Genomic DNA, 2468 nt, shown 5'->3' with positions numbered 1-2468 from the left:
GCCTGAAACTCAGTATATTGCTTAAGAACCGAACAACTTTAGGCTGCCATGTCTTCCAACCGAATTAAGCAACAAAGCCGCTAGAAAGCCTCAAGGCTACGAAAGCTTAGCGTTAGCGGGATTTTTTGCACTAGATACCCCCGCGACTCAGTGCGCATTATTTATCTTATGTTAAATATGATATACCGATACGTGAAATCTGCTTCTCTTCTGTCTGTAATGACCCTCTTTCTTCTATCAAATCAGTCTATTGAACGTAATTGGCTATTTACCATAAAGTATATAATTACCAGCTTATTAATAAGCAGCCACTAAACATGGTTTCCTGTCTGCTTCTTCATCTTCTGACAATTATGGGCTTAGGATTGGCGGCAATCTTGGGATGGTTGAAATGCTGAGATGTTTTAAGCGTGGTTTGTAAAAAGCCCCGGCAATCCGAGGCTTTTTATTTATTTTGTAGTATCAATCAGTACTTTTCTGCGATCGCTTCTTTGATGTCCAAGATATCGCGATAGTAATTATCGTGGGCAATCTCAGTAGCGACTGTAATCAAATCCGCTGTGCCATCGAATGACTCCCGCGAAGACAGCATTTGAATTTCATCTTTATTCAAATAGTTAGTTAGTCTTGCAACGTACTTGCTTTCTTCAGTATCGAGAACAACGATTTGGAACGTATCGTCAGTGATCAAGCCATCGGTGTTCAGATTACCTTCATCATCAATATCCGTAAATTTTGTCGCCTTCTCAAGGTCTTTGCGCGCCAGGCCTTCTAGTGCCGGCAATGCATTTCTTGCGCTAAAAACATGGTACTCTTTTTCAAATGAGAATTGAGGTAAACCATCTTTCTCTTTTAGCTCACCAATAATATCGCTGAGTTTAGATTGCGCTCGGCTAATAATATTGTCCTTAACAGGTTCCCATTCTTTATGGCGAGCTTCATAAGCACCGTTAGTCTGACGGTCCAACCTATTGTGTGCGTTGTAAACGGTTGAGTTCAACTGATATTCAGTTCCACCATATTTGTTAGCCGCCAAAAGCTCAGATTTCTTCAATTCACGCTTGGCGATGCTTACTAATTCGCGTGCTTCGCTAAGCTTGCGGGCAACATCGTTCATGGTTTTCTGGTGTTTAGTCAAGATAGCTTCATAAGCCGTAACTTGCGACTCAGAGAAACGGTACATGTCATCTGTACTGTTAACGGTTTTTACGTAGTGGCACTGTTTTGTGCTTTCGAGGTAAACACCATAGTCAGCGTATTTTGACCCTTCAATTTTTTTACAAGAACCGTCTTTTTGTGGTGCACTTTCACGATAAGATGTAAAGAAACGCACTTCTTTGAGCGGCAATACAATCTCGTTGTCGATAACAAACTGCTTCGCTTCGGCTTCCAGAATAGCGTATTTTGCACGGAAGTTTTCCACACTTTTAGTCACGTGCTCGTTTGCGTTTTCTAGTTTCAATTTAGACGGAGATACAGCTTCTTTGTACTGTGCCAACTGGGTCTCAGCATCTTTAATGCCTTTGATTATTTCCGGGTATTTCTCTGCTGCATATTGATCCAGCTTTGTGTCATACAACGATGTGTAGAATTCAATAAACTGATTGTGTGTTTGGGTCGCTTTTTCAATCGCGGCTAAATACGTTGTTTTTTCTTCACTCGTAAGAGCCAAAGATTCGATGCCAACTTTCATCGCATTTAATTGCTCGATCGCTTTTTTTGATTCTTCAACACTATAAGACACCATAAATTCGGTTTCTGTTGTGAGTGTTTGCGCAACCTTCTTAAAATGGTCGGGATCGAACATTGTATCTTTTACATCGGTAAAGACATAAAGTGTTGAATCCTCGTAGTTAAAGTCTTTGTAACCCATTGCAAATGTCCACCCCGCGACGAAGTACATAAATGTATGCCCAAATTCTCTCGCATAAGCACCTAATGCAGCTGCACAAGGCGTGTAAAGCAGTACAAAAAGAAGATAGGCAAAGGCGGCACTTCCTGTCACAAAGTACGATTCTAGATTGCCGAAGATCGTGGTATCTACACCTTGATCATCAGCAACAGTGGCTTTATCCGTTAAGTCGCCAACGTTTAGCCCCATCGGATCGCCATAACTCATGCCTGCTAAGTTGTCAGGAATTGTCATGACCGCCTCTTTAAGGCTTGCCATCAAATCATACTCGCCGCCTTCTTCCCCCGTTTCTGCCGTTGAGTAAAGGCTGTTTAGTGTGCCAATAACGGCCTCTTTTGCAAACAAGCCCGTGATAATCCCCACCGTCGCTTGCCAGTTTTCTTCCTGCACGCCAATTGGTGCGAAAATAGGTGTCACGATTTGAGATGCTTTAGACAGCACAGAGTTGTTCGAATCTTCATTCCCAAACGGCTTTGTTGCTTAATTCGGTTGGAAGACATGGCAGCCTAAAGTTGTTCGGTTCTTAAGCAATATACTGAGTTTCAGGCATACCCAG

At 42.2% G+C, this 2468-nt stretch carries 1 pseudogene; it reads right to left on the bottom strand.

Annotated features, from left to right (window positions below):
- Positions 1–1864: 1864 nt before the first annotated feature.
- Positions 1865–2380, bottom strand: a pseudogene (locus B5D35_RS25170) (nucleoside recognition domain-containing protein); the annotation flags it as partial.
- Between the last annotated feature and the right edge of the window lie 88 nt (positions 2381–2468).

Origin of the sequence: Enterovibrio nigricans DSM 22720, assembly GCF_900167155.1 — a bacterium.
GTDB lineage: Bacteria > Pseudomonadota > Gammaproteobacteria > Enterobacterales > Vibrionaceae > Enterovibrio > Enterovibrio nigricans.
This window is presented reverse-complemented; position numbering and strand designations above follow the sequence as displayed.